The organism is Lysobacter zhanggongensis (assembly GCF_046638635.1).
Classification (GTDB): Bacteria; Pseudomonadota; Gammaproteobacteria; order Xanthomonadales; family Xanthomonadaceae; genus Novilysobacter; species Novilysobacter luteus.
On record NZ_JBJXHK010000089.1, the window covers coordinates 1 to 8224 of the forward strand.

The window sequence follows — 8224 nt, forward strand, 5'->3', positions numbered from 1 at the left end:
GGCCCGCGCCCCGCGCAGCTCGCGGGACACAGCCTGGGCGAGTACAGCGCGCTGGTCGCGGCCGGCGTGCTGTCGCTGGGCGACGCCGCGCGCCTGGTCCGGCTGCGTGGGCAGCTGATGCAGGACGCCGCGCCCGCTGGTACCGGCGCGATGGCGGCAGTGCTCGGCGCGGATGACGCGCTGGTGGCGGAAGTCTGCGAGTCGGCTTCGAGCCGCGAGGTGGTCGTCCCGGCCAACTACAACTCACCCGGCCAGATCGTCATCGGCGGCCACTGCGCGGCGGTCGACCGGGCGCTGGTAATGCTGGCCGAGCGCGGCGTGCGCAAGGTGGTGAAACTGGCCGTCAGCGTTCCGTCGCATACGCCGCTGATGCGCGAAGCGTCCGATCGGCTGGCCGAAGCGATGGTCGGCGTCCAATGGTCCGCGCCGGCGCTGGCCGTGGTGCAGAACGTGGACGGGCAGGTACAGGCGGATGCCGACGCGATCCGCGATGCCCTGGTGCGCCAGTTGTACCTGCCGGTGCAGTGGACCGGTTGCGTCCAGACGCTGGTCGCGAACGGCGCCGCGCGCATCGCCGAGTGCGGCCCCGGCAAGGTGCTCGCCGGGCTGGTCAAGCGCATCGACAAGTCGGTCGACGCGCGCGCGCTGGGCACACCCTCGGACTTCGACGCCGCGCTGGCCGCCTGGCAGTGACGTGGCAAGCCGCGCGTGGCCTTCGAGGCCCTGTCGACTGGCCGGTAGCCAGGCCTCCGAACGCGGCCCCGGGCCGCTCCCATGAATGCAGGAAGTGAACCCATGAGCAATCTACCCCTGACCGGCGAAATCGCCCTCGTGACCGGTGCCAGCCGTGGCATCGGCGCCGCGATCGCCGACGAACTCGCCGCGCTGGGTGCGACCGTCGTCGGCACCGCCACGTCCGAGTCCGGCGCGGCGGCGATCGGCGAACGGATGGCCGCCCACGGGGGCCATGGCCGCGTGCTCGACGTCGCGGACCCGGCCTCGATCGAGGCGCTGATCGACGGCATCGGCAAGGAGTTCGGTGCGATCTCCATTCTGGTCAACAACGCCGGCATCACCCGCGACAACCTGCTGATGCGGATGAAGGACGAGGACTGGCAGGCGATCATCGACACGAATCTCACCAGTGTCTTCCGCACGTCCAAGGCGGTCATGCGCTCGATGATGAAGGCGCGCAAGGGCCGCATCATCAACATCGCCTCGGTCATCGGCGTCACCGGCAACGCGGGCCAGGCGAACTACGCCGCGGCGAAGGCCGGGATCATCGCCTTCAGCAAGTCGTTGGCCAAGGAGATCGGATCGCGCGGCGTCACCGTCAACGTGGTCGCACCGGGCTTCATCGACACCGACATGACCCGCTCGCTGCCCGAAGATGCCAAGGAGGCGATGCTCGGCCAGATCGCGCTCGGGCGCTTTGGCGAGCCGGCCGACATCGCCCGCGCGGTGGCATTCCTGGCAGGGCCGTCGGCGGCCTACATCACCGGCGAGACCCTGCACGTCAACGGCGGCATGTACATGGCGTAAGGTCCCGCAAGGGGCTTTCACGGGACACAAGCAACTGAGGCGAAAGGACTTTTGCGGATACTCGCAAGTCGCCCGATTCCACTACACTATTCCATCGAATATCCCGTCCGGGAGGAGTAACAGCAATGAGCAGCATCGAAGAGCGCGTCAAGAAGATCGTGGTTGAGCAGCTGGGCGTGAAGGAAGACGAGGTCACCAACAACGCTTCGTTCGTCGACGACCTGGGTGCCGATTCGCTCGACACCGTCGAGCTGGTGATGGCGCTCGAGGAAGAGTTCGAGTGCGAGATCCCGGACGAGGAAGCCGAAAAGATCACTTCGGTCCAGCAGGCGATCGATTACGTCAAGGCGCACGTCAAGTCGTAATCCTGCCGATGGAGCATGACCGCGGCCGATCCGGGTAACCGGAGCGGCGGTCGCTCCGCGCTACAGACCGGGGCCGCATCGTGCGGCCCTGTGTCTTTCCGGCATCGCGGGCGGTGCCGCGGTCCAAACCCGTCGAACCAAACAGGCGTGCGATCCGGTCGGTGGCCGGATGCGCCAGCAAGTGGAGTCATCCATGTCCAATCGTCCTGCCTTCAACCGACGCGTGGTGGTCACCGGCCTCGGCATCGTTTCGCCGCTGGGCAATGACCTGGCCAGCAGCTGGGACGGCATCGTCAACGGCCGCTCCGGCATCGGCCCGGTGACGCACTTCGATGCGTCGGCGTTCACGACCCGGATCGCCGGCCAGGTGCGCGACTTCGACGTCACCCGCTGGGTGTCGGCCAAGGACGCCCGCAAGATGGATCCCTTCATCCACTACGGCGTTGCCGCGTCCATGATGGCGATGGAAGACGCCGGGTTGGTGGTCGACGACTCCAACGCCGAGCGCATCGGCGCGCTGATCGGGTCGGGCATCGGCGGCATCCTCGGCATCGAGGAGCAGACCATCAAGTTCAACGAGGGTGGTCCGCGCAAGATCTCGCCGTTCTACGTTCCCAGCACGATTATCAACATGCTGCCGGGCCAGGTCTCGCTGCTGACCGGCATCAAGGGCCCCAATTTCTCCGCCGTTTCGGCGTGCGCGACTTCGAACCATTCGATCGGCATGGCGATGCGGATGATCCAGTACGGCGACGCCGACGTGATGATCGCCGGTGGCGCCGAGCGGGGTTCGTCGCCGACATCAATGGGCGGCTTCTGCGCGATGAAGGCGATGTCGACCCGCAACGATGACCCCGCCGCGGCGTCGCGTCCGTGGGACAAGGAGCGCGACGGCTTCGTGCTTGGCGACGGTGCCGGCATCCTCGTCCTCGAGGAGTATGAGCGGGCCAAGGCCCGTGGCGCCCGCATCTACTGCGAGCTGGCCGGTTTCGGCGCCAGCTCCGACGCGTTCCACATGACCGCCCCCAGCGAGAACGGCGAAGGCCCGGCACGCTGCATGACAATGGCGTTCAACGACGCCGGAATCAATCCCGACCAGATCGGCTACCTCAACGCGCACGGCACTTCCACGCCGCTGGGCGACCTCGCCGAGACGCTGGCGATCAAGCGCGCGCTGGGCGACCACGCGTACCGGACGATGGTCAGCTCGACCAAGTCGATGACCGGCCACCTGCTCGGCGCGGCCGGCGGTGCCGAGGCCATCTTCTCGGTGCTTGCGCTGCACCACGGCGTCATCCCGCCGACGATCAACCTGGAGGAAGCCGGTGATGGTTGCGACCTCGACTACGTGCCCAACGTGGCCCGCGAGGCGCAGGTCGACGTCGCGGTCTCCAATGGCTTCGGCTTCGGCGGCACCAACGGCACCCTGGTGTTCCGCCGTCTCTGACCGGCGGACGACGCGCCTGGTGGGCGGCCCCAGGCGCGGGTGCACGTTCCGGTGCGGCGCCCTCCGGTAGTGCACCAGCGACCCGTGGACGACCGACACGCATGCTGCTGACCCGTCCGATCCTGTTCCCCGTCGACCTGCTGGCCCTCCAGCGCCAGGCACCGGTGCGCTACCGGCTGCTGCTCGAATCGAGCGCGCACGGGACCGCGCAGGGCCGCTGGGACCTGCTGCTGGTTGCCGATGGCGACGAACTTCGGCTCGGGCACGACGGCCTGACGCGTGACCGGCACGACACGCCGGTCGAGGGCAGCTTCCTGGACGCGCTCGACCGCGCGTGGAGCGCCGAGCGGACGGTACGTGACGAACCGCGCTGGCCATTCCGGGGCGGGTGGGCACTGCTGCTGGGATACGAACTGGCCGCGCAGGTCGAGACGGTGTTGCGGCTGCCGGTTGCCGAAGGCGTGCTGCCGGTCGCGCTCGCGGTCCGTTGTCCGGCTGCGGTGCTGCGTGACCACACCACCGGCGAGTGCATCGCCGTGGCCGAGCCCGGCCACGCGGCGCTGCTGGACCCGATCGAGCGCGACGCGGCGGCGGCCGGCGTCGACCCGCTGCCGCCGTGGCAGCCACCGTCGACACTCACAGAGGACCCGCCTTCGCGCTACACCGGGGGCGTCGAGCGGGTGCTGCGGTACCTCGCCGCGGGCGACGTATTCCAGGCCAACCTGTCGCGCGGGTGGCAAGCGCGTTTCGGGCAGCCGCTACCGCCCGCTGCGTTGTTCCAGCGCCTGCGCGAGAACAACCCGGCACNCGAGCGGGTGCTGCGGTACCTCGCCGCGGGCGACGTATTCCAGGCCAACCTGTCGCGCGGGTGGCAAGCGCGTTTCGGGCAGCCGCTACCGCCCGCTGCGTTGTTCCAGCGCCTGCGCGAGAACAACCCGGCACCATTCGCCGGACTCTTCTCTGGCGGTGCCGAGGGTTGGGCGGTCGTCAGTGCGTCGCCCGAGCGGCTGGTTTCCGTTCGCGGCGACGTGGTGGAGACCCGCCCGATCGCCGGCACCCGCCCGCGCACGCCGGGCGACGACGACAGCGCTCGCATCGGCGAACTGGTCGGCCACCCGAAGGAACGTGCCGAGCACGTGATGCTGATCGACCTCGAGCGCAATGACCTCGGGCGCGTCTGCGTGCCTGGCAGCGTCGAGGTCGACGAGCTGATGACCGTCGAGAGTTACGCGCACGTGCACCACATCGTCAGCAACGTGCGTGGCCGGCTGCGCGACGACGTGACCCCGGGGCAGCTGATCGCCGCGACGTTCCCGGGCGGCACCATCACCGGCTGCCCCAAGGTCCGGTGCATGCAGGTCATCGCCGAGCTGGAGGGCGTCGGGCGCGGCAGCTATACGGGGGCGTTCGGCTGGCTCAACCGCGACGGCGACCTCGACCTCAACATCCTGATCCGCAGTGCGGAAGTCGAGGACGACGCGTCGGGGGGAAGCACGCTGCGGTTCCGCACCGGCGCCGGGATCGTGGCCGACTCCGACCCCCGACGCGAACTCGACGAGACACGCGCCAAGGCGCGCGGAATGCTTCGCGCGCTGGGGGTGGAATAGCCGATGGCACGCATGGTGGACAACGGATCGGCGTGGCGGGTGTTCGGCCCCGGCGGCAGCGGCTCCGTCCCGCCAGGCGACCGCGGGCTGGCCTACGGCGACAGCCTGTTCGAGACCATGCGCGCGCACCGTGGCGAGGTGCCATGGTGGGACGCGCATTGGGCGCGCCTGCGGCATGGCAGCGGGCGGCTGGGCATCGCTTTGCCGCCGGAGAGCGAGGTCCATGGGCAGGCGAGGGCGCTGCTCGACGGTGCGGACGCGGTGCTGCGATTGCAGCTCACCCGGGGCAGCGGCGGGCGTGGTTATGCGCCGGTGGCCGGGATGGAGCCGACGTGGATCCTGTCCCGGCACCCGCTCCCGCGGCCTTGCGCCCCAGCCGGAATTTCGCTGCGCTGGTGCGACACCCGGCTGGCCGTCCAGCCGGCACTGGCAGGACTCAAACACGGCAACCGGCTTGAGCAGGTGCTGGCCCGCGCGGAGTGGGATAGACCGGACGCCTCCGACGCCGACGCCGATGAGGGACTCATGTGCAGCACCGCGGGCGACGTGGTGTGCGCGACGGCCGCAAACCTCTTTGTGTTGCGGGACGGACACTGGTCGACGCCACCGGTCGAACGTTGTGGCGTGGCCGGCGTCACTCGCCAGTGGCTGCTCGACCATTACCCGATCGAACAGCGCGAGCTGGCGCCGGCGGAGGTGGAAACTGCCGACGCCGTCGTCCTCACCAATGCGGTGCGGGGTATCCTGCCGGTCGCGCGGCTCGGTGCGCGCCGCTGGCCGCTCCATCCGGAGGTGCTTGGGTGGCAGCGCGACCTCGCCCGGGCCCACCCCGCATTCGCATCGATTGCATCGGAGATGCCGTGAGTCGTAGCCGCAAGAGCCGTTTTGGCCTGTTCTTCGTGCTGGTACTGGTCGCGGCCGCCGCTGCCGGCTGGTGGGCCTGGCAGCACTACACAGCGTTCGCCGACGCACCCCTGGGCGGGCTCGAGAAGGGCGACAGCATCGTGGTCGAGCGCGGCGACTCGCTGCCGGTGGTGCTGGCCAAGTTGCGCGAGGCGGGTGTGCGCGAGGGCGAGGCGACCGAATGGCGGTTGCTGGCGCGCCAGCTCGGTGCGGCGTCCAGCCTGCACGTGGGCGAGTACGCGCTCGACCCAGGCACCACCCCGCGCGAGTTGCTGCTGGCGATGCGACGAGGCGACACCATCCAGCATCGCTTCACCATCGTCGAAGGCTGGAACATCCGTGAGCTGCGCGCCGCGCTGGCTGCCGCTGAGCCGCTGGAGCACGAAACGGGCGAACTCGACGACGCCGCGCTGATGGAAGCCCTGGGCCATGCCGGTGAGCATCCCGAGGGACGCTTCCTGCCGGAAACCTACCTCTACACCCGCGGTGACTCCGACCTCGACCTGCTGCGCCGGGCCTACGACGCCTCGGCGCACGCGCTGGCCGCTGCGTGGGAGAAGCGCGATCCGGACACGCAGCTGAAGACCCCTTACGAGTTGCTGATCCTGGCTTCCATCGTCGAGAAGGAAACCGGCATCGCTTCCGAGCGGCCGCAGATCGCCGGATTGTTCGAGCGGCGGCTGAAGATCGGCATGCGCCTGCAGACCGACCCGACCGTGATCTACGGCATCGGCAAGGACTACGACGGCAACATCCGGCGCAGCCACCTGACCACGGACACGCCCTACAACACCTACACCCGCGCCGGCCTGCCACCGACCCCGATCGCGATGCCCGGCGTGGATGCGCTCGAGGCGGTCGCCAACCCGGCGGACGGCACCGCGCTGTATTTCGTCGCGGTCGGTGACGGCAGTGGTCGCCACCTGTTCGCCGACACGTTGGCCGAGCACCAGGCCAACGTGCGCAAGTACCTGCGTAACTACCGCCAGAACACCCGGGACGCGCAGTGACCTTGCAGGTACGGCCAAGGCTGGTGACGCTGGAAGGCGGCGAGGGGGCGGGCAAGTCGACCGTCCTCGAAGCCCTGCGCGACGCGCTGGTGGCCGCCGGGGAGGAGGTGGTTTGCACCCGCGAACCCGGCGGCACGCCGCTGGCCGAACGCATCCGCGGACTCCTGCTTGAGCCTTCCGGTGCGGCGGGGCATGAGGCACCGGCGCCCGAAACCGAACTGCTGCTGATGTTCGCTGCGCGCGCCCAGCACGTACGCGGCACCATCGAGCCCGCGCTTGCCCGTGGCGCATGGGTGATCAGCGACCGTTTCACCGACGCCAGCTTCGCCTACCAGGGGGCCGCCCGCGGGGGTGACCCGCGCTTCATCGCCGAACTCGAGCGCAAAGTCGTCGGCATCACCCCGGGGCTGACATTGCTGCTCGACGTGCCGGTGGCGGTGGGGCTCGAGCGCGCGCGCGGACGCGGCGGGGTGGACCGGATCGAATCGGAGGCGGACGAATTCTTTGAAAGCGTGCGCGAGGCCTACCTGGGGCGTGCTCAGGCCGAGCCCGACCGGATCCGCGTCGTCGATGCGCGCCAGCCCGCCGGAACGGTCGCCACACGGGCCGTGGCGCTGCTGCGCGCCTACCGCGAGGCGTTGCGGTGAACACCGCGTTCGCGCCCTGGCAACAACGCATCTTCGACCAGGTGTCGACGGCGCTGGACGCCGGCCGGCTTGGACATGCGTTGCTGTTCACCGGCCCGGCCGGGCTGGGCAAGCGGGCCGTGGTCGAGCGGCTGGCACAACAGGCGCTGTGCACCGCCCGCGCGCCGTGCGAGGCGCCGTGCGGCGAGTGCCGCGGCTGCCGTCTCTACCTGTCGCGCTCGCAGCGTGACCCGCTGGAGGAGCGCCCCGACAAGTCACTGGCCCATCCCAATGGCCATCCCGCACATCCCGACGCGATCTTCGTGGGGTACGCCTGGCGCCAGACGCCGTCGCCCGCCCGGCAATTGACCCAGATCACCGTCGAACAGATCCGTGGGCTGTCGGAGCGGCTGGGCAAGACCCCCCAGTACGGCGGCGCGCAGGTGGCGGTCATCGAGCCGGTCGACGCGATGAACGAGGCCGCAGGCAACGCGCTGCTTAAGACGTTGGAGGAGCCGGTCGCCGGGCGCTATCTGTGGCTCGTGACCGCCTATCCGAACCGCTTGCCCGCCACCATCCGCAGTCGTTGCCAGACCTTCGAGTTCAGGCTCCCGCCGCGCGCCGAGTCGCTCGGCTGGCTGCAGCAGCAGGGCCACCCGCCCGGGTTGGCCGCCGAAGCGCTCGACGCCGCGCGCGGCCACCCCGGGCTCGCGCACGCGTGGCT

The 8224-nt window shown here is 69.9% G+C and carries 9 protein-coding genes; all 9 read left to right on the forward strand.

Going from position 1 to position 8224, the window contains the following annotated elements; translation table 11 throughout:
* On the forward strand, window positions 1–693 hold a 693-nt coding region (locus tag ACKVMH_RS11595; protein ID WP_412700406.1), incomplete at its 5' end, for an ACP S-malonyltransferase.
* 102 nt (window positions 694–795) lie between these two features.
* On the forward strand, window positions 796–1542 hold the full coding sequence (fabG, locus tag ACKVMH_RS11600) for a 3-oxoacyl-ACP reductase FabG (RefSeq protein WP_412700407.1): 747 nt from the start codon (window positions 796–798) through the stop codon (window positions 1540–1542).
* A 125-nt stretch (window positions 1543–1667) separates the two neighbouring features.
* Window positions 1668–1907, forward strand: a complete 240-nt coding sequence (acpP, locus tag ACKVMH_RS11605; RefSeq protein ID WP_036111977.1) for an acyl carrier protein — start codon at window positions 1668–1670, stop codon at window positions 1905–1907.
* Between the two features lie 193 nt (window positions 1908–2100).
* Window positions 2101–3354 (forward strand): beta-ketoacyl-ACP synthase II, encoded by a 1254-nt coding sequence (fabF, locus tag ACKVMH_RS11610; protein ID WP_215219918.1) that lies wholly within the window; start codon window positions 2101–2103, stop codon window positions 3352–3354.
* 101 nt (window positions 3355–3455) lie between these two features.
* Entirely contained in the window at window positions 3456–4961 is a 1506-nt protein-coding gene (locus tag ACKVMH_RS11615) for a chorismate-binding protein (protein ID WP_412700408.1), read from the forward strand.
* 39 nt (window positions 4962–5000) lie between these two features.
* Window positions 5001–5825: an aminodeoxychorismate lyase gene (gene pabC / locus ACKVMH_RS11620; RefSeq protein ID WP_412700409.1), complete on the forward strand. Its 825-nt coding sequence runs from the start codon at window positions 5001–5003 to the stop codon at window positions 5823–5825.
* The gene (mltG, locus tag ACKVMH_RS11625) at window positions 5822–6874 is read left to right on the forward strand and encodes an endolytic transglycosylase MltG (RefSeq protein ID WP_412700410.1); all 1053 of its coding nucleotides are present in this window, start codon (window positions 5822–5824) and stop codon (window positions 6872–6874) included. The genes pabC and mltG overlap by 4 nt, the downstream gene beginning before the upstream one ends.
* Entirely contained in the window at window positions 6871–7521 is a 651-nt protein-coding gene (gene tmk, locus ACKVMH_RS11630) for a dTMP kinase (RefSeq protein ID WP_412700411.1), read from the forward strand. Before mltG ends, tmk begins: the two co-directional genes overlap by 4 nt.
* On the forward strand, window positions 7518–8224 hold a 707-nt coding region (locus tag ACKVMH_RS11635; protein ID WP_412700412.1), incomplete at its 3' end, for a DNA polymerase III subunit delta'. The genes tmk and ACKVMH_RS11635, both read left to right, overlap by 4 nt.

Excerpts from the sequence above, each read along its gene's own strand:
- fabG (WP_412700407.1), top strand. The coding sequence starts at position 796 with ATGAGCAATCTACCCCTGACCGGCGAAATCGCCCTCGTGACCGGTGCC.
- fabF (WP_215219918.1), top strand. The coding sequence starts at position 2,101 with ATGTCCAATCGTCCTGCCTTCAACCGACGCGTGGTGGTCACCGGCCTC.
- acpP (WP_036111977.1), top strand. The coding sequence starts at position 1,668 with ATGAGCAGCATCGAAGAGCGCGTCAAGAAGATCGTGGTTGAGCAGCTG.